Origin of the sequence: Arthrobacter sp. zg-Y1143 (assembly GCF_030125565.1) — a bacterium.
Classification (GTDB): Bacteria; Actinomycetota; Actinomycetes; order Actinomycetales; family Micrococcaceae; genus Arthrobacter_B.
Map to the genome: position 1 here is coordinate 154,668 of NZ_JASKLW010000012.1, position 22,427 is coordinate 177,094.

The window sequence follows — 22,427 nt, forward strand, 5'->3', positions numbered from 1 at the left end:
ATGGTGTGGCGGCGCACCCCCATGGCGGCCAGGAACCACGGGCCTATCCTACGGGGCCTGCCGGCATGCTGTGTCCACCACCACACCGCCGGCGGGAGGGTCAGTCGGTGCGCTCTTCATACGCGGCCGGGCGCTGCTGGATGCGGCGCAGGCGTTCGACGTCGAACTTTTCGCCGCGCTTGAAGTCGTACACGCCGTTCTTTTCCTGGAAGACATCGGTCAGCTGGGTGTAGCAGTAGCCGAACATGTTCGGGTCATCCAGCAGCACGTTGGTGAGGCCTTCGAAGCGGGCGTAGAACTCCTCTTCGGAACGGACCCGGTCTCCGTAGCCCCACGAATCGGCCTGGTCGCTGCCCACGGCCGCCCGCTCGGCGCGCTCGGCTTCGGAGGCCTCCTGCTCGTTCCACCAGATGCCGCCGTACTCGGAGATGAAGAACGGCTGGCCGGCGTAGGGCAGCGAATACTCGGTCTTGCCGTGCGGCAGTCCGATCTCGCCCAGCGTGTCCGGGCGGTTAAGGTAGGGCTTCCCAACGGACAAGCCGGCCTGCTCTGCGCGGAAAGCTTCCGGGCTCTGCTCATAGGAGTGCGAATCGTAGACATCGGTCTCCAGCACCCGGTGGGAGTACCCGGAGGCATCAATCACCGGACGGGAGGGGTCCGCCAGCTTGGTGGCCAGGAACATGGCCCGGGTGACGTCGTCGAGCACGGTCACCCGGTCATGCATCACCTGGTGGGTCTCGTTCAACGGGCACCAGCCCACAATCGAGGGGTGGTTGACGTCGCGCCGGACCGCTTCCAGCCACTGGGAGACAAACGACGCGTCCGGCTTCTGGTTTTCACCCATCGGGCCCTGTCCGGAGACGCCCCAGTCCCCGAATTCAGCCCAGACCAGGTAGCCGCGGGTGTCGGCGTGGTAGAGGAACCGCTCTTCGAAAACCTTCTGGTGCAGGCGGGCGCCGTTGAAACCGGCCGCAAGGGAGAGCTCGATGTCATCGATCAGGGCCTGGTCGGAGGGCGCGGTCATGAGGGATTCGGGCCAGTAGCCCTGGTCCAGGACCAGGCGCTGGAAGACGCGGCGGCCGTTGAGCCGGAACGAATTGCCGTCAATGCTGACCGAGCGCAGCGCCGTGTAGCTGCGGATCCTGTCTACTTCGGTGTCTCCGGAACGCAGGGAAATCTCCACCCCGTAGAGCTGCGGGTCGCCCACGTCCCACAGGCGTACGTCCGCTTCTGCCAGGCTGAGGACCAGGGCCGGAGCAAGGTCGTAGGCGGTGCTGACCGAAGACTCGGCCACTGTGGTGCCGGCGTTGTCGGTCAGACGCACGGTCAGGACGCCGTTGGGTAGGTTCGCGGTAAGGGGTGCGGTGACGGCGAAGCTGCGGGCGGCCAGGTTTGGGGTGATCTGGACCCGTGTTACTGCCACCGGCGGTACGCCTTCGAGCCATACGGTCTGCCAGATGCCGGTGGTCCGGGTGTATTGGCAGTGGGTGTTGGCGAACCAGGTCGCCTGTTTACCGCGGGCCTGGACCTGATGGTGCAGGTCCCGGGCCCGGACAGTGATTTCGACGTCGTCGCCCGGCCCGGCGACCGCTGAGAGGTCGGCTTCGAAAGGGGTGAAACCGCCGCGGTGCCGGACCACTTCGATGCCGTTCGCCCACACGGTGGCGTCATAGTCCACCGCACCGAAATGCAGGACCGGGCGCAGGCCCGTCCAATCCGCGGGAATCTTCACGGTCCGCCGATACCAGACGGCATCCAGGAAATCAGTGTCACCAATGCCCGAAAGCCCGGACTCCGGGGCAAACGGAACCGTGATGGTCCCGGACAGGGCGCGTTCCAGCAGGCCGCGGTCCAACCCCGAATCGCTGCGGTCGATTTCGAAATCCCAAGTCCCGTTGAGGTTGAGCCAGTGGTCACGGACAAACTGGGGCCGGGGATGCTCGGGGCGGGGGATGTCCGTTGCGGTCACAGGAGGGTCAAACGCGGGGAGGGTCATCATTGGTCCTTCGGGCGGAGAGGTGAAAATTGTGATCCCAGTCAACCGCAGCCGTCCCAGAATTGCAACGTTAGAATTCATCGGCAAAAATACCCGGCACACCGACCCTGCTCCGCCCTGCCTATACTGCAGGCGCCGAGGACTCCCGTTCGACGATGCGGTGCGGGATCACCACTTCGCCGTCCAGTTCGCCCAGCACGGAGGAGACCGCCGCTTCGGCCAGGGCCTCCAGGTCCGGTGCCACGGAAGTAATGCCCGGGGCGGTATAGGCAACTTCGTCAATGTTGTCCCAGCCCACCAGCGCAAGGTCCTGCGGGACACGGCGTCCCAGCCCGCGTGCCGCCGTCAGGGCGCCGACGGCGAGGAGGTCATTGGCGCAGACCAATGCGTCCACGCCGGGTGCGGCGAGGATCTGCTGCGCCATATCGAAGCCCTCCTTGCGGAACCAGGAGCCCGTGGTGCCCACGAGCGCCGGGTCATAGGGCAGGCCGGCAAAGCGCAGGGCTGCCCGGTAGCCCTCAAACCGCTGGCTGCCGGTGGAAATCCCGCCGGTGCCGTCTGCGCCAAGGAACCCGATCCGGCGTCGTCCGCCCTCCACCAGGTGCCGGACCAGATCCATGCTGGAGGCCACATTGTCGATGGCCACATGCGGTACGTCCGCACTGATAATCCGTTCACCCAGCAGCACCATGGGTGTGGGGTCGGTGCGTTTGGTGATGGCTTCGGCGGTGACGGCGGAAGGAGAGAAGATCAGCCCGTCAAACAGCCGGCCGTGCCAGCCGTGCAGGTAGTGCTGCTCCAAGTCCACGGTTCCGCCGGAAATTTCAATGGAGACCGTGTAACCGCGGCGCTTGGCAGCGGATTCCAGAGTCTCCGCAAGCACCCCAAAGTACGGGTTGCGCAGGTCCGGGACCACCAGGGCGATGGCGCGGGTGGAACCCTGGCGCAGCTGGCGGCCGATCAGATTAGGGGTATATCCCAGTTCCTCCACGGCCTGCAGGACCCGGGCGCGCGTTTCCGGATGCACCACCGGGCGGTTGTTCATCACGTTGGAGACGGTCTTCCATGACACGCCGGCTCGCTCTGCGACCTCCTTGACGCCCACTCGCTTCACGTTCCCGACCCTTTCCACTACCTGTCAGCGGCCGAGGCCGTGTACTTGCAATTACCAAGAATAGGCGGTGACCGATTGCTAACGTTAGAATCCTGCCCATGTGGTTCAGCTCACCAGTCACACTGACCTCAATGATGAGTTCACGTCCAGAGCCCGGAAATGGAGCAGAATGAACACCAAGTACAGAACTCCGAACCGCAGGCAGTTCCTGCGGGGGGCGCTGGCGGCGGCCGTCACGGCAGGCGCCGCCGGCACGCTGGCAGGTTGCGGCGGCACGGCCGCTTCCGGCCGGGCGCCCGTCACGGTCTGGGACCCGTTCCAGGGTGCCGACGGTGCCAATATGCGCGGCATCATCAGCGATGTGGAAGCCCGAACCGGGCTGAGCATCGAACCCACCACGTTCTCCTGGGGGCCGCCGTATTACACCAAGCTGGCGATGAGCTCGGCTTCGCAGCAGCCGCCGGACACCGCCATCATGCACATTTCCCGGATGCCGGGCTATGCGCCAGGTGGCCTGCTGGAGCCATGGGACAAGACGCTGCTGGCCGAAGTTGGCATCCATGAAAAGGATTTCGCCCCCGCGGTGTGGGAGTCCTGCCACTACGACGGCGAGCTGTACTCCCTGCCATTGGACACCCACCCCTTCATCACCTTCTTCAACCAGGACCTGGCCGAAAAGGCCGGCGTGCTCGCCTCCGACGGCACCCTTCCGATCTCTTCGCCCGAAGAGCTGCATGAGGTGGGCAGCAAGCTGGCGGAAGTCACCGGAGGCTACGGCATCAGCTTCGGCTACCTGATGGACACCGCCCAGGCCTGGAGGCTGTTCTGGGGCCTGTACCGGCAGACCGGCGGCGAGTACCAACTCGAACCCGGCTCGCCGGCAGCCATTGATGAGGATCGGGCGGCAGGAGTGATCGGGGCCGTCGCATCCTGGATGGACGGCAAGTGCCTGACCGAAAACATGGACTACGAGAGCGGGCTGGCCGCCTACAACGGCGGGCGCGTGGGCATGATCCTGTCCGGCGTGTGGGAGGTGGCAGGCCTGCAGAAGGCGGTGCCGCAGACCGGTGGCATGCCGATGCCCACCATGTTCGGCACTCCGGCCGCCTACGCGGACTCGCACAGCTATGTCCTGCCGCAGCAGCGCTCCATGACGGACGAACGCCGCCGCGCCATCTACGAATTTGTCGGCTCGGTTATCCGTGAGGGCGGCCCGCAGTGGGGCACGGCGGGCCACATTCCCGCCTACCTGCCCGCACAGCAGACCGCCGAATACCAGGAACTGCGCCCGCAGGCCGACTACGCCGCAGCCGGTGAACGCGTGGTCTTTGACCCGGCGGTCTGGTTCGCCGGTGCCGGCACCGATTTCCAGAACCAGATGTCGCAGGCGCTCTCAAGTGCCTTCCGGGGCCAGACCAAGCCGATGGACGCCGTCGGCGGAATGCTCACCGCCATGGACCGCTTCCTCGCCGCCCCGAACCCGACCGCCTGAGGAGCCAGCCATGACCACCACCACCAACACTCCTGCCAACTCTCCGGGCCTTCCGGCCGTCGCCGGTACCAGGCTGAATTCCCGCGCTCCGCGCCGGCGTCCGACGTCGCGCACCGGCTACTGGTTCCTGGCCCCCTACCTGTTCTTCTTCGGGCTTTTCCTGATCTGGCCGATCATTTACGGGCTGTGGATGAGCCTTACCAACCGGTCCCTGGTCACCGAGGGCGCCAAGACCGTGGGGCTTTCGAACTACTCCGAGGCCCTCACCGACCCGCAGATGTGGTCCTCGCTGGGGAACACCCTGTTCTTCACCGTGATCTCCTCCGTGCCGCTGGTAGTGGTCTCCTTCGTGATGGCGTACCTCGTCTACACGGGACTGAAGGGCCAGTGGCTGTGGCGGCTGACCTTTTTCGCCCCGTTCCTGCTCCCGGTTTCCGTGGTGACCGCCATCTGGGCGTTCCTCTTCACCAACGACTTCGGCCTGGTCAACGGAATGCTGGACCGGCTCGGTTTCAGCCAGGTGGGCTGGCTGAGCGACGAGCACGTGGCCATGTGGTCCATTGCCCTGGTGACGCTGTGGTGGACCGTCGGATTCAACTTCCTGCTCTACCTCTCGGCCCTGCAGAACATCCCGGACCACCTTTATGAAGCCGCCCAGCTGGACGGCGCCGGGTCCTGGCGGCGGCTGTTCTCCATCACCCTGCCCATGATGAAAAGCACCACGGGCCTGATCATCCTGCTGCAGGCCCTCGCCTCACTGAAGGTCTTCGACCAGATCTTCCTGCTGACCCAGGGCGGACCGAACGGCGCCACCCGCTCGATCCTGCAGTACATCTACGACTCCGGATTCATCGGGTACCGGCTCGGTTACGCCTCCGCTACCTCCTACATTTTCTTCGCGCTCATCGTCCTGGTCTCCCTGGCCCAGATGTGGTTCGCAAAGCGGAAGGACTCCTGACATGGCTACTGCAACTGCTCCTGCACCCGCATCCGAAACCCGGCCGGAGGACGAAGCCGCCCTGAGCCGCCGGGTCCGTGCCCGCGCACAGAAAAAGCGCGAAGCCGAACACCTGCGCAGCCTGACCCTGGGCCCCGGCCGCAAGGGACGGGTGGCGGCGTACGCCGTGGTGGCGGTGCTCGCCGTCGTGTGGGCCGTGCCCCTGCTGTGGGCTGTGCTGTCCTCCTTCAAGGCGGAGGCGGATGTTTCCGCCGCACCGCTGAAGTTCTGGCCGGACAGCGGCTGGACGGCGGAGGCCTACCGCAACGTGCTGGCGGCCGGCGACATCCCGCTCTGGATCTGGAACTCCGTGCTGGTCTCCACCATCGTCACCGTGATCACCGTGGCCATTTCCGCCATGGCCGCGTACGCGTTTTCCCGGCAGAAGTTCCGCGGCCGCAAGTGGCTCTTCGGCCTTACCGTTGCCGCGATCATGGTGCCGCCGCAGATCCTGATTGTGCCGCTGTTCGACCAGATGATCGCGCTGCGTCTCTCTGACACGATCCTGGGCGTTGCCCTGCCCCAGGTGGTGATGCCGCTGATGGTCATTGTCATGAAGAACTTCTTCGACCAGATTCCCGTTGAACTGGAGGAGGCGGCCCGCCTGGACGGGGCCGGCGACTTCCGGGTGTTCTTCGCCGTAGTGCTGCCGCTGTCCCGGTCCATCATTACCGCCGTATCGATCTTTGTGTTCATCAGTGCCTGGAACAACTTCCTTTGGCCGTTCATCGTGACCAATTCCCCGGAAATCATGACCATCCCCGTGGGACTGGGTACGGTGAAGAATGCCTACGGAGTCCAGTACGCCTCCGAAATGGCCAGCGCAATGATCGGTGCGCTGCCGCTGCTGATTGTTTTTATGCTGTTCCAGCGTCACATCATCAGGGGTTTCGCCACGTCCGGTATGGGAGGCCAGTAAGTGTTCAGCACGTCCGGCGCAGCACGGGAAACCGTGCCGCTGCCCATCGTCCACCGGCGGCACAGGCTCGCCGACGGCCGCGAATCGCTGTTCTTCACGGACCGCGGCGGCCGGCCGGTGGACTCCGTCCATGACGCCCGCCCGCTGGATCCCCGTTCCGGCAACGGAGAAGTGCGCTTTGACCGGCTGACCGGGGAATGGGTGGCCGTTGCCGCACACCGGCAGGCCCGCACCTACCTGCCTCCCGCGGACCAGTGCCCGCTGTGCCCCACCACCGCGGACCGGTTCTCTGAAATCCCCGCCGGAGACTTCGACGTCGTCGTGTTTGAAAACCGGTTCCCCTCCCTCGGGCCGGCCCTGGGCACCCTGCCGGAGCCGGGGGAAGCGGGCGGCCGGGAACTGTGGGGCCGTCCCGATCCCGCGTTCGGCCGCTGCGAGGTAGTGGTCTTCACCCCCGAGCACACCGGGTCCTTCGCGTCGCTGTCCTATAACCGGGCACGGACGGTGGTGGAAGCCTGGGCGCAGCGCACGGAGGAACTGTCCGCGCTGGAGGGCATCGCACACGTATTTCCGTTCGAAAACCGCGGCCAGGACATCGGCGTCACGCTGCACCACCCGCACGGGCAGATCTACGCCTACCCCTACGCCGCGCCGCATGCCGCCCGTCTGGCCGAACGCTCCCGCCTGCACCTCGCTGAGCATGGCCGGCCCCTGATGGGAGAACTGCTCCGCGCCGAGACGGAGGCCGGGGACCGGATGGTCCTGGCCGGCGAGCATTTCTCCGCCTACGTCCCCTACGCGGCCCGCTGGCCCCTGGAAGTACACCTGGTGCCGCACCGGCAGGTTCCGGACCTGGCCGCGCTGACCGGGGCGGAACGTGACGAGCTCGCCGCCGTCTACCTGGACCTGCTCCGGCGGGTGGACGGGTTGTACGAAACTCCCACCCCGTACATTTCCGCCTGGCACCAGACTCCGGTTACCGCCGCGGACCGCGAGGCGGGCTGGCTGCACCTGCAGCTGACCAGTCCCCGCCGGGCGGAGGACAAGCTGAAGTTCCTCGCGGGCTCGGAGGCTGCCATGGGTGCTTTCGTCAACGACACCACGGCGGAGCAAACCGCCGCCAAGCTCCGGGAGGTCCGGGTATGAGCACCGCAACCAGCGCCACTAATTTGGAGGAACGGGCCGGTGCGTTGGCCCGCCGCTTCGCCGGGGTCTTCGGCGCGGAGCCCGACGGCGTGTGGTGCGCCCCGGGGCGGGTGAACCTGATCGGTGAGCACACGGATTACAACAACGGCTTCGTCCTGCCGTTCGCCATTGACCGCAGCGCCTTGGTGGCGGTGCGCCTGCGCCGTCCGGGACAGGACCCGGAAGCGGACACCGACGTCGTCCGCCTCGCCTCCACCTATGCGCAGAAGGGTCTCGGACTGACGCGGGCGGAGTTCTCCACCGGTGGGCTGGAACCGGGCCTGGCAGCTGATTGGGCCGCTTATCCTGCCGGTGTGGTGTACGCCTTGGCGCAGCATGCCGGTGCGTCCGTACCGGGATTCGACCTGCTCCTGGATTCCACCGTTCCGGTGGGTGCCGGCCTGTCCTCATCGCATGCCGTGGAAGTGGCGGTGATCGTGGCGCTGAATGACCTGCTCGGTCTGGGGCTGGACCGTCCCGGGATGGCCCGCCTGACCCAGTACGCGGAGAACGAGTTTGTGGGTGCACCCACAGGCATCATGGATCAGTCTGCGTCCCTGATGGGCGCCGAAGGCGGCGCCCTGTTCCTGGACTGCCGGAGCTTGGACTCTGAAATTGTGCCGCTGCCGCTAGCGGAGCACGGCCTCTCAGTGCTTGTGATGGACACCCGGGTGGAGCACAGCCACTCCGACGGCGGCTACAGTGCGCGCCGGCAGTCCTGCGAGCGGGGCGCGGCAGCGCTGGGCGCGGAGTCGCTGCGCGAAGTGCCTGCCGACGCGGACCTGTCCGGCTTGGACCGGCAGACGCAGCGGCGGGTGCGGCACATCCTGAGTGAGAACCAGCGGGTGCTGCAGGTGGCGCAGAAGCTGCGCGACGGCGCGGTGGACTCCATCGGTGAACTGCTGACCGCCTCGCACATCTCCCTGCGGGATGACTTCGAGGTCTCCTGCCCGGAACTGGACCTGGCCGTGGACGCCGCCCTCGCTGCCGGCGCGATGGGTGCCCGGATGACCGGAGGCGGGTTCGGCGGTTCGGCCATTGCCCTGGTCCGGCACGACGACGAGGACGCAGTCCGTGCCGGGGTGCTGTCAGCCTTCGCCGACAAGGGGTTCCGTGAACCTGCCCTGTTTACCGTCCTGCCGGCCGACGGCGCCGGACACGTTCAGCTCACGGCGCCCGGACGGCAATGACGGCCCTGCCGCTGCGGCCCCGGCGCTGCAGCGGCACGGTAGTCATCCCGTGGCGTGCGCCCTGCGGGTAACCTCGGCGGAGATCGCCCGCAAGCCCTGCTCAAGCGCCTGCAGGTCAGCAAGCGGCAGCCGGTCCAGGATGTCGGAATTCAGTTCCGGACGTCCTGCGACCAGGCGGCGCACCACGGTCCGGCCCAACGGGGTGGCCTTCACCCTGCGCACCCGGGCGTCCACGGGATCTTCCGAGCGGACAGCTACGCCCTGAGCCACAAGCCGGTCCACCAGTCCGGACATGGAGGCCATGGAAACGCCGAAGGATTGAGCCAAACCACTGCCCGTCGCACCCTCCTCGATGGTGACCAGCACCGTGAGGACCTTGAGCTGCCGAACAGTCAGGTCCGTGGCGAGCAGCGGATCGAGGAACGAGGACAGGGCCGAGGACTGGAGTGAATCGGTGATGTCTTCCAGGGCGCGCAGGATCCGCGTCCGTTCCTGCTGCTCCACCCCGGTCATGGGATCACCGTAGTGCCCCGGGAGGTGCCGGCAAAAGGAAAAGCGGGCCCCGTGCCCGGGCCGCGGTTGCGGGTGGGCCCGGCCCGGGCGGGGGTCGGACCCCTGGTACGGGGTTACCGCACACTGGTTTTCAAGACCAGCTCCATCGGCCGCTCGGACAACCTTCCTCACTAGTAGTCTGGCAGAAGGGATGAATTCACCAAAATTCCCTGAACCAGGAAGGACAGCATGAAAGCGATCGTTATTGGGACGCCCGGGGGACCGGAAGCGCTTGAACTCCAGGATGTACCCACGCCCGCAGCCGGACCGGGAGAAGTGCTGATAGATGTCATTGCCGCCGGCATCAACCGCGCCGACGCGATGCAGCGCCAGGGACACTATCCGGTGCCGGCCGGAGCCTCCGAATATCCGGGGCTGGAAGTTTCGGGCCGCATTGCCGCCCTCGGCGAAGGCGTGGAGGGCCCGGCAGTGGGAACCGAAGTGGTTGCACTGCTGTCCGGCGGCGGCTACGCCGAGCAGGTGGCCGTGCCCGCCGGCCAGGTCCTGCCCCTGCCGGACGGCTTCGACGCCGTCACCTCCGCCTCCTTGCCGGAAACGGCAGCCACCGTTTTTTCCAACCTCTTTATGGCTGCCGCAGTCCAGGAGGGGGACTATGTCCTGATCCACGGGGCCACCGGCGGCATCGGCACCATGGCCATCCAGATGGTCGCGGCCTTCGGCGCCGTTCCCATGGTGACCGCCGGGTCCGCGGAAAAGCTGGAACTGGCTCAGTCGCTGGGCGCCAAGGTGCTGATCAACTACAAGGAACAGGACTTCGTCGAAGCGGTGCGCGAAGCCACCGGAGGCCACGGGGCCGACGTCATCCTTGACGTGGTGGGCGCCAAGTACCTGCAGAAGAACCTGGATGCGCTCGCCGTCGCCGGCCGGCTGGTGATCATCGGGCTGCAGGGCGGTATCAAGGCCGAACTGGACCTGAACCAGCTGATGATCAAACGCGCCGCCGTCATCGGCACCACCCTCCGCGGACGGCCGGTGGAGGAAAAGAGTGCCATCATGGCCGCGGTGGGTGAGCATGTCTGGCCGCTGCTGGTCTCCGGGCAGATCCGGCCCCTGGTGGACCGCACCTTCCCGCTGGCCGAGGCGGCCGCCGCCCACGAGTACTTCGACTCCGGGCAGCACGCGGGCAAGATCCTGCTCACCCTCTAGTTCCGGAGTCCCCAGGGGCACAACGACGGCGGCTGCACTTGTGCGGCCGCCGTCACGTGTATCTGTGACGTGCGACTCACCCGCTGATAATCTCTAGGAGCAGGGTCACTCCCTGCCCATCGGTTGAAATGTCAACGCAGACAAGCCACCGCAGATAGAGGGATCATCATGAGCGAGAACCATCGGCACCGGGCCGAAACTGAAGGAATACCGGACGGCGACGTCCTGGAACAGGACCCGGCACTGCCGCCGGTAGCCGTGGACCCGGAAATGCTGGCGGCGGAAGACCGCCGGTGGACGCCGGGAAAGATTGCCCTGTGGGCGGGCATCGCCCTGCTGGGCGGCCTGAGCTGGACCATGCTGGCCGTGGTCCGCGGCGAAACGGTCAACGCCATCTGGTTCGTGTTCGCCGCGGTGTGTACCTATTTCATTGGGTACCGCTTCTACTCCAAGCTCATTGAAGCCAAACTGCTGAAGCCCAATGACCGCCGTGCCACTCCCGCGGAGTACCTGGCGGACGGCAAGGACTTCGCCGCCACCGACCGGCGGGTGCTTTACGGCCACCACTTCGCCGCCATTGCCGGCGCCGGCCCGCTCGTCGGCCCGGTCCTGGCCGCGCAGATGGGCTACCTGCCCGGAACCATCTGGATCATTGTGGGCGTGGTGCTGGCCGGCGCTGTCCAGGATTACCTTGTCCTGTTCTTCTCCATGCGCCGCGGCGGCCGCTCGCTGGGCCAGATGGCCCGCGACGAACTCGGGTTGATCGGCGGCACCGCAGCACTGATCGCCACCCTGGTCATCATGATCATCATCGTGGCCATCCTCGCCCTGGTGGTGGTGAACGCCCTGGCCGAAAGCCCGTGGGGCGTCTTCTCCGTCAGCATGACCATCCCCATCGCCTTGTTCATGGGCGTCTACCTGCGCTTCCTGCGGCCGGGCAAGGTCACCGAGGTGTCCATCATCGGCTTCGTCCTGCTGCTGGCCGCGATCATCGGCGGCGGCTGGGTTGCCGGCACCCCGCTGGGCGACGCCCTAACCCTGGAACCGACAACCATCGCCTGGGGCATCATCATCTACGGCTTCATTGCCGCCGTCCTGCCGGTCTGGCTGCTGCTGGCCCCCCGCGACTACCTCTCCACCTTCATGAAGGTGGGCACCATCGTGATGCTCGCCGTCGCGATCATCATTGTCCGCCCGGAAATCTCCGTTCCCGCGGTCAGCGAATTCGCCGGCCGGGACAACGGCCCGGTGGTCGCCGGCCCGCTCTTCCCGTTCCTGTTCGTCACCATCGCCTGCGGTGCATTGTCCGGCTTCCACGCCCTGATCTCCTCCGGCACCACCCCCAAGATGCTGGAGAAGGAACGCCAGACCCGGTTCATCGGCTACGGCGGCATGCTGATGGAATCCTTCGTGGCCATCATGGCGCTCGTCGCCGCCGTCTCGATTGACCGCGGCATCTACTTCGCCATGAACGCCTCCGCCGGCGCCACCGGCGGAACCGTGGAGGGCGCCGTCGCCTTCGTCAACAGCCTGGGCCTGACGGGCGTGAACCTCACCCCGGACATGCTTTCCGGCCTTGCCTCCAACGTGGGGGAAGAGTCCATTGTGTCGCGCACCGGCGGCGCGCCCACGCTCGCCGTCGGCCTGGCCACCATCATGCATTCCCTGATCGGCGGGCCGTCCATGATGGCTTTCTGGTACCACTTCGCGATTATGTTCGAGGCCCTGTTCATCCTCACCGCCGTAGACGCCGGCACCCGCGTGGCACGGTTCATGCTGCAGGACACCATCGGCAACGTCGCCCCGAAGTTCAAGGACATGTCCTGGCGGCCCGGCGCATGGATCAGCACCGCCATTATGGTGGCCGGCTGGGGGTCGATCCTGATCATGGGGGTCACGGACCCGCTGGGCGGGATCAACACCCTGTTCCCGCTCTTCGGCATCGCCAACCAGCTGCTCGCCGCCATTGCGCTGGCCGTCTGCATGGCCATCATCGCCAAAAAGAACGCGTTTCGGTGGCTGTGGATCGTGGCGCTGCCGCTGGCCTTCGCCGCGGTGGTGACCATTACGGCGTCGTTCTACAAGATCTTCTCGCCGGTTCCCGCCGTCGGCTACTGGGCCAACCATGAGGCCTTCTCCGCGGCCCTGGCCGAAGGGAAGACCAGCTTCGGCACGGCCAAGACCGTGGAAGCCATGGAAGCGGTGGTGCGCAACACCTTGATCCAGACCACGCTGTCCGTGGTGTTCGTGACGCTGGCAATCATCGTGATCATCACGGCCATCATCGCCACCATCCGCTCCTACCGTTCCGGCGGCGCCCCCAGTGCTGAAGACCCGGCGATCCCGTCCCGGAAGTTCGCGCCTGCGGGGTTCCTGACCACTCCGGCGGAAAAGGAGATCCTGGCCCAGTGGGATGCCCTGTCGGACGCCCAGCGGCCGGCGAAGAAAGCCGCGCACTCATGAGTGCCGCCGTCGCCGTCGGGCAGGGGGTGCGCAGCTTCGTGCGGTTCTTCCGCGACGTGATGGGGGAAGACGCGTACCGCAAGTACGCGGACTTCCACGCGGCGTCGGGCTGTGCGTCCCCGCTGATGAGCGAGAAGGAGTTCTGGCGGGACAAGATGGACCGCCAGGATGCCAACCCGCAGGGCCGCTGCTGCTGAGCCTGCACCCGCCAGGACGGAACCACTAACGACGGCGGCGCCGCACCTACCTGCGGCGCCGCCGTCGTGCGTATATGCGTCGCTTTGTTGCTGCCAATACGGCCGGAAAGCCGGCCGGACAGGAGGCAACCGTCACTAAGCGTGAGAGCATTAATGCCATGACTGATCAGAACGGATCCTCCGACGGCCCCGGCGCGGCCCCGGACGCTCCTGCCCAGAAGTCACAGACCCCGGCGGAGGACGGTACTGCCCGAGCGGGTACAGCGGGAACAGAAAGCGGCGCCGGTGAGGTGGACAAGGCAGCGGACGCACCGAACGGGCAGGGCAAAGGTAAAAGCGGCCCCGCCAAACTGAACGAGCTGGTGGATGAGCCGGCGAAGGTCATGCGCATCGGCACCATGATCAAGCAGCTGCTTGAAGAGGTGCGCAATGCCCCGCTTGACGACGCCGCACGCAACCGATTGGCGGAGATCCACGCCCGCTCCATTGGCGAGCTTGAGGACGGGCTTGCACCCGAACTCGTGGACGAGCTGCACCGGATCAACCTGCCGTTCCTGGATGATTCAACCCCCACCGACGCGGAACTGCGGATAGCGCAGGCCCAGATGGTGGGCTGGCTGGAAGGTCTCTTCCGTGGTATCCAGACCGCCATTGCCGCGCAACAGACGGCCAGCCAGGCGGCCGGGCGGCTTCAGTTGCGCCAGCTGCCGCCCGGGACCATGCTGGCCCCTGGAATTGTTGTTGGAGACGACGGGGAGCCGCGCCGTGCTTCCCAAGGGACGGGCAGCCCGCGGCAGGAACCGCACGCGGGCCCCGGCCAGTACTTGTAATAGGACGTAGATGGCACTTTTTGCAGCCGCCCGGCAGGGGCGGAAGGATGACGCGGAACTGGGCAAGGGAGTGTGGCGCCGTGCCCATGACCGGTTTACCCGGGGCCTGGACCGGTATTACCAGATGCTCGAAGGCGTGGAAGACGACGCCGTCTACAACGAACTGGTCACCGTCGCCAACGAACTCGCTGCGCTGCTGCCGCGGATCCGCGAGGTCTGCGTCCGCGCCCAGCAGCAGCTGCCCAGCAGCGGGCAGAACATTCCGGGCGCCCTGACGACCGTGCACCGGGCACTGTCGCGCAGCGGGAACTCGCTCGCCGCAGCGGCCGAAGCGGCCGCCATGTCCCGGCTGGAGTCAGAGCGCTGGGGAGTCGCCTCGGCGGGCCTGGACAATGTGCGACGCCGCGCGGAGCTGGTGGCCGAAGACGTTACGGAAGCCGAGCGTGCGCTGGCAGCAGCCCCGCAATTGTAGTTAGCCGCCCAAAACACTTCGCGGAATCGGGAATAGGCTGCCGCCCGTTTTCGCGCAGAGCATATCGGCTTTGTCCTCGGCGCATTCCGGACAAGGATGAGACCATGACTACATCACCGGTTGTGACTTTTAATGACGGCAATACCATTCCCCAGCTCGGCTACGGCGTGTGGCAGGTTGAGGACGAGGTTGCCGAAAAGGTAGTGGGACAGGCCTTCGAGGTTGGCTACCGCCACATCGATACGGCCAAGATCTACGGCAATGAGGCCGGTGTCGGCCGCGCCATTGCCGCCACGTCCGTCCCCCGCGAAGACATGTTCATCACCACGAAGGTGTGGAACGCGGACCAGGGCTACGAAGAAACCCTGAAGGCCTTTGACGCTTCCATGGAGCGCCTGGGCCTGGAAACCCTGGACCTGTACCTGATCCACTGGCTCCAGCCCAAGCAGAACAAGTACTTGGACACCTGGAAGGCGCTGGTTGAACTGCAGAAGCAGGGCCGCGTGAAGTCCATCGGCGTCTGCAACTTCACCAAGGAAGCCCTGCAGGAAATCATCGACGCCACCGGCGTTGTCCCGGTCCTGAACCAGGTGGAAACCCACCCGTACCTGAACCAGGCCGATCTGCGCGCCTTCGAGGCCGAGCACAACATCCTGCACGAGTCCTGGTCCCCGCTGGGCTCCGGCAAGGGCCTGCTCGAGGACCCCAAGCTCGTGGAGATCGCTGCGAAGTACGACGGCGCCACCCCGGCCCAGGTGGTCATCGCCTGGCACCTGGCCCTGGGCAGCATTGTGATCCCCAAGTCCGTGACCGAGTCCCGGATTCGGGAAAACTGGGAGGCCCTGGACCTTCGGCTCAGCGCTGAGGACATCGAGGCCATCAACGCCCTGGACAACGGCACCCGTTACGGCGCCGATCCGGCAACGGCCGACTTCGCCTAAGCCTTAGCTTTTCGCGAAACATAAAAGGCGCACACCCCGCGGGGTGTGCGCCTTTTGGTTTATCAGTGCGTGCGTTCAGGCGGCTACCGGGTCCAAGGGAGCACGGACCGGCCAGTCCTGGCCTTCGAGGATCACCTGCGCACAGCTGCCGGTGTTCACATTGACCACAATCGGTGCCAGCAGGTTGACGGTGGTTCCGTCCAGGGCGGGGTTGGCAACCACCAGGACGGCGGCGTCGGCCGCGGTTTCCAGCTGCAGCTGGTGGCGCTGGTCATCGGTGATTTCCGGGTGGTAGTCCGGCAGGTACACGGAGGCGTCCAGCACGTAGAGCCGGGCGGTGCCCCCGTTGCCGGAGGTGCTCAGGGCGAACAGGCCGGCCGCGCCGTCGATCTCCTCGAGGTCGAAGTGGACCTCGGGAGCCAACCCGGGAGGGGGCGTCAGGAAGGTGAGGCCGGTGCTCATCGCAGGAAGTCCATCAGTGTGGGCTGCAGTGCTTTCGCCGTGACCGCCAGAGCCGCCTGGTAGGCGACTTCCTGGAGCTTCATGTCCATGATGACTTTGGCAGTGTCCAGGTCCTCGATGCCGGAGCGCCGGGATTCGAGGCTGATCGACTGCTCCGCCAGGGTGTCCTTGGCCTTGATCGTGGCGGCATGCCGGACGCCAAGGGCGGAGTGCTCCATCCGAACCGTTTCCGCGGCGGAATCGATCTTGGTCAGGTATCCGCTGGCATCGTTATTCTCGTTCAGATCCTTTACCAGGTCATCCACCAGGCGAAAGACTGATCCCTCTCCGCTGCCGAACACTGCTTCACCATCGGTATCAACGCGCATCAGGGTACTGCCGTCCAATCGACGCGTAGTGGGGGTGCCGCTTCCGCTGTAGTTGTAGGAGCCCGCGTCTTCGGTGAAGGCCTTACCGGTGTCCGAGGTCCCGGCAAACACTGTCCGGCCCAGGTAGGTGGTATTGGCTTCGCGCAGCAGGTCAGTCTTCAGGCCGGCAAGTTCCGTGGCAATTGCCTTGCGGTCGCTCGGTGACATAGTGCCGGTAGTGGCGCTGAGGGCAAGGTCCTTGACCCGGCCCAGGATCTTGGTGGTATTGCTCAATGCGCTGTCGGTAACGCTGAGCCAACCCTCCGCGTCGCTCTGGTTGGAGCCGTACTGAACGTTCGCACGGATTTCGGACCGGACCTTGAGCGCATTGGCCGTGCCGGTCGGGTCATCCGAAGGGCGGCCAATGGTGGCGGAGGAGGTGACCTGTTCCTGCAGTTTGGCCATGCGGGACATGCTGGCCTGCAGGTTCTGCTGGGCCGTCCGGGCCATGGTCTGGTTGGTGGTGCGGCTGATCACGGGGTTACCTTCCGACAATTCCGGTGCGGTTAATGAGGGTGTCGAGCATTTCGTCAATGGCGCTCATCACGCGGGAAGCACCCTGGTAAGCGTGCTGGTACATCAGCAGGTTCACGTTTTCCTCATCCAGGTCCACTGAGGCGTTGGACAGCTGCAGGTCGACAGCGGAGGAGGAAGCCACGCCGGCGAGCGTTGCCTGCTGCAGTTCGGACCGGCTGAGTGCACCAGTGGCTGTCACGAAGGTGCTCCACACTGCGTCAGCGGAGCCGGCCTTGGAACCCAGCTGGGAGATTTTGTCCGCCATGCTGCCGTCCAAAGTGCCTGCGCCGGGCGTTCCCGTGGCAATGCCGGAAGCGTCTGTGGGAATCGCTTTCAGCGTGGTGGCTGCGGGGCTGCCGACGGTGAAGAAGTTTAGCCCGGTGGCGCCGCCGGTGGTGGCGCCCTGGCTGTGCAGTTCGTTGACGGTGGCCGCCAAGGTGGCGGCAACCTCGTTGTAGGACGCGGCGGCGGTTGCGAAGATCCCCCCGGCTCCTGCCGGAGCCAGCAGTGAAACGGCGCCGGCAATTTCGCCGCGGCTGATCCCGGCGGAGCCGGCACGGTCCGTCCAGGAAACGGTGGGTGCCGCGGTGTCATCGATGGATGTTCCGCCGGTGACCTGCAGGGTCCGTACGTTTGTGCCCGTGACCAGCGCGTTGCCGTCGATGAGCACGTCCACCATGCCGTCCGGAGTTTCCCGGACCGTGGCACCGCTCAGGGCAGCGATGGTGGTGGCCAACGAGTTGCGCTGGTCCATCAATTCGTTGGCGGATGCGCCGGAAGCAAGAGTGGACCGGATAGCTCCGTTGAGCGTGGCCAGCTGCGAGGCGCTGTCATTGAGTTCGCTGACCATGTCATTGAGCCCGCTGCGGGTGCTGTTCCACTGGTCGCGGACGTTGTTGTATCCGTCGGCAATCTGGCCTGCCACCGCTGCGGTGTCGCTCAGCAACACGGCAGCGGCGGTATTGTCGCCCGGCTTGTTGGCTACGCCCTGCCAAGCAGCGGAGAAATTCTGCAGTGCGGTGGAGAGCCCGTTTTTGCCCGGTTCGTTGAAGCTGTCCTCCAGGGCAATGAGGGCGTTGGCGCGGACGGCGGAGTAGCCGGCCACGGCGGCGGTGCTGCGCACCCGGGTATCCAGCTGAAGGCTGCCCAGCCGGGCAATGGAGTCCACGGATACGCCCTGGCCGACGCCGGTACCGGTGGAGAACCTGCCCATCGGGGCCAGCGAGGGGGCAGCGGAGGTGTTCAGGCGCTGGCGGGTGTAGCCGGCAACGTTGGCGTTGGCGATGTTCTGGCCCACCACGTCAATGCCCTTGCGGGCCGCGGAAAGGCCGGTGTATGCCGTGTTCAGGCCGCTGAAGGTGCTCATTGTTTAGGAGTCCTTAACGTCAAATGTTCTGGTCAACCAGCCGGGCGGCTGAGGTGGGGGCGGCCGATGTGCCGGACGCTGTGTAGGTGTTGGCCTCGGGATTCATTCCCGCCAGTGTTTCCTGGGCCGACCTGGCTGCCGTGCGGAGGAACTGTTCGTTGATATCGCGCAGTTCGCGGATCTTCACGGTCAGTTCCGTCATGGCCTGGAGGTGGGCGTTGAAGATTTCCGTCCAGGGCCCGGGCGGCGCTGCCGCCACCAGTTCGCGGAGGGTGGCGTCCTCGGCAGTGCCCCATTCGCGGGCCAGGCCGGCTACTGCCACGGCCCGCCCCAGATCGGCCCCGCGGAGGCGTTCCAGGACCTGCTCCACCTCGCGGGTCGCGTGCGTCAGCCATTTGGTTTTTCCGGAGGTGAGCAGCAGTTGTTCTTCTTCGAGCTTGAACACAAGAAGTTCCAATAACTCACGCTCCTCCCAAAGAAGTGCGGAGAGTCTCTGAGTACCCATGCTTGGCTCACCTCCTAGGTAGTGCACTGAATGTCTCTATAACGAAAAGACGTCTGGTTCCAGGCCCCAACCTGCGGCAAAAGTCTTTGGATTGGCGGACGCATTGCAATTTGTCCGTCAAAAAGCACTATCGGCCGGTTGATCCGGAATGTTAGTGGTATGTTTCAGCTAAAGCGCTCACGTGTGGATAGCACAGCGGACTCAGCCACTGACCACGGGCAGGCGCACAACTGGGGGATCAGTTGGGGACAGTTGGGGAACAAGGGCTTGGGGGTCCAAAGATTGAATCGTACCGAACGCAATGCGCTCGTGGTGGAAAACCTGCCGCTGGTTGGCTATCTCGTATCCGAAGTCTGCGCCAAGGCCACGCACCTTTCGCGTGATGACCTGGCCTCCGCCGGCTCCATTGCCCTGATAACGTCGGCCGATTCCTTTGACCCGAATCTTGGGGTTCCTTTCGGTGCGTATGCCCGCCGCCGCATCGTCGGTGCTTTCGCTGATGAAATGCGTTCCAGCGATTGGGCCACCCGATCCGCCCGGCGCCGGATCAAGGAAACACTGGCGGTCAAGGAAACCCTTACTGCAGCGCTTGGGCGCACGCCCAATGTGGATGAAATTGCCTCGGCTCTGGGTGTGGACCGCACCGTCGCCGAAGACGCCCTTTCGGATGCTTCCCGCACGGTATCCAGCTTGGACGAGTCGGTGACCGACTTCCTGGTCGCTGACATGCCGTCGCCGGAGGGCTCCCTGCTGGCTACCGAACGGTTGAAGTACCTCAATGCAGCGGTCGCTGCCCTGCCGGAGAAGATGCGGTACATCGTGGAGGAAATCTACTTCCACGACCGTACGGTTAAGGAGATTGCCGAAGAACTCGGCAGCACGCACTCGGCTGTCTCACAGCAGCGTGCCGAAGCGGTCCGCCTGCTCCGCGACGGATTGGGCACGCATTACTCGGACGAGGGCAATGCCCCGCAGATTTCCTCCCGGATTGCCCCGGCCCGCCGCAATGCCTACCTCACTTCTGTGGGGGACCGCACGGCCGGCGGGATTACCCGGCACCACCTGGCGCCGGTGCTTCCCGGGGCTGCGGGTCTTCCTGGATTTCCGGTGGGGCTTCCCGGCATTCCGGGGCGGCCGGCAGTATTTAATCCTGCCGCTTCCTAGCGGCGTTCCTGGCAGACGGAAACGAATAAAAAATTCTTTTCCGAATCGCTAACACTCTTTGATGCTCCGCCGATAGCTATGGTTGCAGGCCCACGGACGGGCCGGTTAGTACAGCCCACTCACGGAGGAATACATCATGGGTTTCACAATTAACACCAACGTTTCATCGCTCAACGCCATGCGTAACCTGACGCTCAACCAGAGCTCGCAGGCCAAGTCGGTGGAGCGCCTCTCCAGCGGCATGCGCATCAACCGTGCAGCTGACGACGCCGCCGGCCTGGCGATCTCCGAAGGCCTGAAGAACCAGGTTTCCGGTCTCACCGTTGCCGGCCGCAACGCCCAGGACGGCATCAGCCTCATCCAGACCGCTGAAGGCGCCCTGACCGAGGTCCACAACATCCTCAACCGTATGCGTGACCTGACGGTTCAGGCTTCCAACGATACGAACAACACCGAATCCCGCACCGCTATCCAGACCGAAGTCACGGCCCTGACCTCGGAACTGGGACGGATCAAGGACACGACAAACTTCAACGGCATCCAGCTGCTGGACAATACCGTGACCTCCGGCGCTACTGCAGGCACGCTGAAGATCCAGGTTGGTGCTGATGCCAACGAGACCATCGACGTCACTCTGGCCAACGTGGCCGCCACGCTCACCACGATGGGCGACCTGACCGTTGATACCCAGGTAAACGCAGCCGCGTCGACCACCAAGCTGGATGCTGCCATCAAGTCCACTTCGGATCAGCGCGCCACCCTCGGTGCACAGCAGAACCGCCTGGAGTCCACCTCGCGCTCCATCGCGGTGTCCGTGGAGAACCTCTCCTCGGCCAACTCCCGTATCCGCGACACGGACATGGCAGCGGAAATGGGCAGCTTCACCAAGTCCCAGATCCTGTCCCAGGCCGCTACCGCCATGCTGGCCCAGGCCAACCAGATGAACTCCGGCGTTATGTCGCTCCTGCAGTAGCAGATCGGGCAGCACGGATTTATCAGCAGTGACCGTATGACCGGCAGGTGAATGGCCGCTGGCGGCGGGGAAACATGACTTGGACCTCACGCTTCCCGCCGCCAGCCCATTCCCTGCCTTCGCTTTTTCACCGCAAACCTTTTCGGCAGAACCTTTCCAGCAGGACTTCTCAAGGAGCATTTTCATGGCGCTAGGCATTGACGGGCTGATCAGCGGCATCAAAACCACCGAGATGATCACCGAACTCATGAAGGTTGAAGCCCGTCCCCAGGCGCTGCTGAAGCAAAAGGTCGAGACCAATAAACTATTCGCTACCGCCCTGCAGAACCTGAATAGCAAGATCGCGTCACTGACCGAGGCGGCCGGGAAGATCGCCAAGCCGGCCGGCACGGAACGCTACACCGCAGTCTCCGGCTCGGACAGTATCAAGGCCACCGTCAAGACCGGTGCCGCCGCCGGGTCGCTGGACCTCACGGTGAACAAGCTGGCCACCGCGCAGGTGTCCCTGTCCGGAGCCATGGCCGCCTGGCCCAACGGTGACGCGCTGTCGATTTCCGTCGACGGGGCCATCACCGAGCTGGACACCGCGGGCAAGAGCATGGACGAAGTCATCAGCACGGTCAACAAGGCCAACCTGGGTGTCACGGCCGTCAAGATCGCCGCCGGCAGCGTGGACGGCGTGCAGCAGTACCGTATGCAGTTCACCGCCGCCGAAACCGGTGCAGCAGGAGCGTTCACCGTCTCGCAGAACGGCACCGATCTGGGTGCCATCCGCGCGGGATCCGACGCTGAGGTCACGCTGTGGGCCGGAGTGCCCGGCGCGGAAACGAAAATTACCTCGGCCACCAACACCTTTGCCGATCTGATGCCCGGCGTGGACATTACGGTGTCTGCCGTCTCCGCCCAGCCAGTGACCGTGGCCGTGAGCCGGGACGCCAAGGCGATCTCCGACGTCGCGGCCTCGCTAGTCACCGGCCTCACCGACGTGTTCAATTACATCGACCGGAACTCCGCCGTATCAGTGAACACGTCAGACGGCGTCACAAAAACCACCGGCGGAGTATTTACCGGAGACTCGGCCACCCGCTCGCTGAAGCAGTCAATCATTGATGCCGCCACCGGTGCGCTGGACGGACGCTCTCCGTCGGAAATCGGTATCACCCTCACCAAATACGGCACGGTCGAGTTCGATGCCGAGAAGTTCAGCACCGCCCTGGCCGCGGACCCGGAAAAAACACAGGCCGCGCTTACCGCCATCGCCTCCCGGGTCGAAGCGGCCGGCAAGGCTGCCTCAGATAAGTACGACGGCTCCATAACCAAGCGCATCACCAGCCAGGAAACCGTGGTGAAGTCCCTCAACACGCAGGTTGAGGACTGGGACCGGCGCCTGGCTTCCCGCGAATCCACGCTGAAAATGATCTGGTCCAACCTGGAAGTTAAGCTCGGCACCCTGAACAGCCAGATGGACTGGCTCACCGGCCAGCTCGACTCCCTCTCCGCCTCCTCGAGTAAGAAGTGA

General features: G+C 65.2%; 21 protein-coding genes. 14 read left to right on the plus strand and 7 right to left on the minus strand.

Features of this window, described 5'->3' with window-relative positions; genetic code table 11:
• Nucleotides 1-100: 100 nt before the first annotated feature.
• A complete protein-coding gene (locus tag QNN98_RS13965; RefSeq protein WP_283997925.1) occupies nucleotides 101-1,999 on the minus strand; it encodes a glycoside hydrolase family 2 protein in 1,899 nt (632 codons plus the stop codon).
• Nucleotides 2,000-2,117: 118 nt separating this feature from the next.
• Complete coding sequence (locus tag QNN98_RS13970) at nucleotides 2,118-3,110, minus strand: LacI family DNA-binding transcriptional regulator (protein WP_283997927.1); 993 nt, start codon at nucleotides 3,108-3,110, stop codon at nucleotides 2,118-2,120.
• A gap of 169 nt (nucleotides 3,111-3,279) precedes the next feature.
• Between QNN98_RS13970 and QNN98_RS13975 the strand changes: the two genes are divergently transcribed.
• The 5 genes from QNN98_RS13975 to galK are packed head-to-tail and all read left to right on the plus strand — an operon-like array spanning nucleotide 3,280 to nucleotide 8,893.
• A complete protein-coding gene (locus QNN98_RS13975; RefSeq protein WP_227927077.1) occupies nucleotides 3,280-4,602 on the plus strand; it encodes an extracellular solute-binding protein in 1,323 nt (440 codons plus the stop codon).
• A gap of 10 nt (nucleotides 4,603-4,612) precedes the next feature.
• The gene (locus QNN98_RS13980; RefSeq protein WP_283997930.1) at nucleotides 4,613-5,560 is read left to right on the plus strand and encodes a carbohydrate ABC transporter permease; all 948 of its coding nucleotides are present in this window, start codon (nucleotides 4,613-4,615) and stop codon (nucleotides 5,558-5,560) included.
• Nucleotide 5,561: 1 nt separating this feature from the next.
• Nucleotides 5,562-6,518: a carbohydrate ABC transporter permease gene (locus QNN98_RS13985; protein ID WP_227927075.1), complete on the plus strand. Its 957-nt coding sequence runs from the start codon at nucleotides 5,562-5,564 to the stop codon at nucleotides 6,516-6,518.
• 45 nt (nucleotides 6,519-6,563) lie between these two features.
• Nucleotides 6,564-7,664 (plus strand): galactose-1-phosphate uridylyltransferase, encoded by a 1,101-nt coding sequence (gene galT, locus QNN98_RS13990; protein ID WP_442860341.1) that lies wholly within the window; start codon nucleotides 6,564-6,566, stop codon nucleotides 7,662-7,664.
• Complete coding sequence (gene galK / locus QNN98_RS13995; RefSeq protein WP_283997933.1) at nucleotides 7,661-8,893, plus strand: galactokinase; 1,233 nt, start codon at nucleotides 7,661-7,663, stop codon at nucleotides 8,891-8,893. The genes galT and galK overlap by 4 nt, the downstream gene beginning before the upstream one ends.
• 42 nt (nucleotides 8,894-8,935) lie before the next feature.
• Here the strand turns inward: galK and QNN98_RS14000 are convergent, their stop codons facing one another.
• Nucleotides 8,936-9,406 carry a MarR family winged helix-turn-helix transcriptional regulator gene (locus QNN98_RS14000; protein WP_227927072.1) on the minus strand — a complete coding sequence of 157 codons (471 nt, stop codon included), beginning with the start codon at nucleotides 9,404-9,406 and terminating at the stop codon, nucleotides 8,936-8,938.
• Between the two features lie 228 nt (nucleotides 9,407-9,634).
• Here QNN98_RS14000 and QNN98_RS14005 point away from each other — a divergent pair, with 228 nt between their 5' ends.
• From QNN98_RS14005 to QNN98_RS14030, 6 genes are all read left to right on the plus strand, one after another.
• On the plus strand, nucleotides 9,635-10,612 hold the full coding sequence (locus QNN98_RS14005) for an NAD(P)H-quinone oxidoreductase (protein ID WP_283997936.1): 978 nt from the start codon (nucleotides 9,635-9,637) through the stop codon (nucleotides 10,610-10,612).
• Between the two features lie 168 nt (nucleotides 10,613-10,780).
• A complete protein-coding gene (locus QNN98_RS14010) occupies nucleotides 10,781-13,075 on the plus strand; it encodes a carbon starvation CstA family protein (protein ID WP_502864756.1) in 2,295 nt (764 codons plus the stop codon).
• Nucleotides 13,072-13,272, plus strand: coding sequence for a YbdD/YjiX family protein (locus tag QNN98_RS14015; RefSeq protein ID WP_283997938.1), 201 nt, complete (start codon nucleotides 13,072-13,074; stop codon nucleotides 13,270-13,272). The genes QNN98_RS14010 and QNN98_RS14015 overlap by 4 nt, the downstream gene beginning before the upstream one ends.
• Before the next feature lie 158 nt (nucleotides 13,273-13,430).
• A complete protein-coding gene (locus QNN98_RS14020) occupies nucleotides 13,431-14,102 on the plus strand; it encodes a bacterial proteasome activator family protein (protein WP_283997940.1) in 672 nt (223 codons plus the stop codon).
• A gap of 10 nt (nucleotides 14,103-14,112) precedes the next feature.
• Nucleotides 14,113-14,574 carry a hypothetical protein gene (locus QNN98_RS14025; RefSeq protein WP_283997942.1) on the plus strand — a complete coding sequence of 154 codons (462 nt, stop codon included), beginning with the start codon at nucleotides 14,113-14,115 and terminating at the stop codon, nucleotides 14,572-14,574.
• A gap of 104 nt (nucleotides 14,575-14,678) precedes the next feature.
• Entirely contained in the window at nucleotides 14,679-15,515 is an 837-nt protein-coding gene (locus tag QNN98_RS14030) for an aldo/keto reductase (RefSeq protein ID WP_283997944.1), read from the plus strand.
• A gap of 75 nt (nucleotides 15,516-15,590) precedes the next feature.
• Here QNN98_RS14030 and QNN98_RS14035 read toward each other — a convergent pair whose 3' ends face one another.
• The 4 genes from QNN98_RS14035 to QNN98_RS14050 are packed head-to-tail and all read right to left on the minus strand — an operon-like array spanning nucleotide 15,591 to nucleotide 18,771.
• Entirely contained in the window at nucleotides 15,591-15,977 is a 387-nt protein-coding gene (locus QNN98_RS14035; RefSeq protein ID WP_227927068.1) for a flagellar assembly protein FliW, read from the minus strand.
• On the minus strand, nucleotides 15,974-16,861 hold the full coding sequence (gene flgL, locus QNN98_RS14040; RefSeq protein WP_227913257.1) for a flagellar hook-associated protein FlgL: 888 nt from the start codon (nucleotides 16,859-16,861) through the stop codon (nucleotides 15,974-15,976). The genes QNN98_RS14035 and flgL overlap by 4 nt, the downstream gene beginning before the upstream one ends.
• 4 nt (nucleotides 16,862-16,865) lie before the next feature.
• A complete protein-coding gene (gene flgK / locus QNN98_RS14045) occupies nucleotides 16,866-18,266 on the minus strand; it encodes a flagellar hook-associated protein FlgK (RefSeq protein WP_283997948.1) in 1,401 nt (466 codons plus the stop codon).
• 19 nt (nucleotides 18,267-18,285) lie between these two features.
• Nucleotides 18,286-18,771: a flagellar protein FlgN gene (locus tag QNN98_RS14050; protein ID WP_283997950.1), complete on the minus strand. Its 486-nt coding sequence runs from the start codon at nucleotides 18,769-18,771 to the stop codon at nucleotides 18,286-18,288.
• A gap of 282 nt (nucleotides 18,772-19,053) precedes the next feature.
• Between QNN98_RS14050 and QNN98_RS14055 the strand changes: the two genes are divergently transcribed.
• The 3 genes from QNN98_RS14055 to fliD all read left to right on the plus strand — a co-directional run bounded on the left by QNN98_RS14055 (nucleotide 19,054) and on the right by fliD (nucleotide 22,427).
• Nucleotides 19,054-19,935: a sigma-70 family RNA polymerase sigma factor gene (locus tag QNN98_RS14055; protein WP_227913264.1), complete on the plus strand. Its 882-nt coding sequence runs from the start codon at nucleotides 19,054-19,056 to the stop codon at nucleotides 19,933-19,935.
• Nucleotides 19,936-20,071: 136 nt separating this feature from the next.
• On the plus strand, nucleotides 20,072-20,908 hold the full coding sequence (locus tag QNN98_RS14060) for a flagellin N-terminal helical domain-containing protein (protein ID WP_283997953.1): 837 nt from the start codon (nucleotides 20,072-20,074) through the stop codon (nucleotides 20,906-20,908).
• Between the two features lie 184 nt (nucleotides 20,909-21,092).
• On the plus strand, nucleotides 21,093-22,427 hold the full coding sequence (fliD, locus tag QNN98_RS14065) for a flagellar filament capping protein FliD (RefSeq protein WP_227913267.1): 1,335 nt from the start codon (nucleotides 21,093-21,095) through the stop codon (nucleotides 22,425-22,427).